Origin of the sequence: Skermanella stibiiresistens SB22 (genome assembly GCF_000576635.1) — a bacterium.
GTDB classification, from domain to species: Bacteria; Pseudomonadota; Alphaproteobacteria; order Azospirillales; family Azospirillaceae; genus Skermanella; species Skermanella stibiiresistens.
Genome location: NZ_AVFL01000106.1, coordinates 1 through 783, shown reverse-complemented (window position 1 = coordinate 783; position 783 = coordinate 1). Strand labels below are relative to the sequence as shown.

The following is a 783-nucleotide window of genomic DNA, read 5'->3' as shown; positions in this document are numbered from 1 at the left end:
TCAACGAGCGGACCGGCACGGCGCTGAACCGCGTCCAGGTGCCGACTGACATCATGTTTCTCGTAGTCTTCTGGAGATTGCGCTACAAACTGAGCCTGCGGGATTTGACGGAGATGTTCCTGATCCGCGGCATCGTGTTCACTCACGAAGCGGTTCGGGATTGGGAAGCCAAGTTGGCGCCACTGCTCGCCGACGGCCTGCGCAAGCGTCGGGCCCGCAAAGCCGGCCGGTGCTGGCACGTCGACGAGACCTACGTCAAAGTCGCCGGGGAGTGGTGCTATCTGTACCGGGCAATAGACCGTGACGGTAATCTGGTCGACGTCTACCTGAGCGAAAACCGCGACATGGCCGCCGCCAAGGCGTTCTTCCGCTCAGCCAGGTCGGTCACCCAAGTCGAGCCCGAGCAGGTCACCACCGACGGTCATACCAGCTATCCCACGGCCATCACCGACGAACTCGGCATGGACGTCGACCATCGCACCAGTCAGTATAAAAACAACGTGATCGAGCAGAATCACCGCGGCATAAAAGGACGCTATCGGCCGATGCGCGGCTTCAAGAACTTCGATGCGGCTCATCGCTTCTGCCGAACCTTCGACGAGGTCCGCAACTTCCTGCGACCGACCAGCTACATCAACCAGAACGTCTCCCTTGCCCGCCGCCGGACCATTCACGTGCAGCGTGTGACCGCGCTGCGGGACCTGATCTCCGCTGCCTGATACAGCTAGCGGTAGTCAGACGCCTGTCCGCTGCGCAACTTGCCCCGAAAGCTGACAGAACCGG

The 783-nt window shown here is 61.3% G+C and carries 1 protein-coding gene; it reads left to right on the top strand.

Annotated features, from left to right (window positions below; translation table 11 throughout):
* Nucleotides 1-719: IS6 family transposase (locus tag N825_RS35660; RefSeq protein ID WP_037462405.1), on the top strand; the 719-nt coding region annotated here is incomplete at its 5' end.
* Nucleotides 720-783 lie beyond the last annotated feature (64 nt).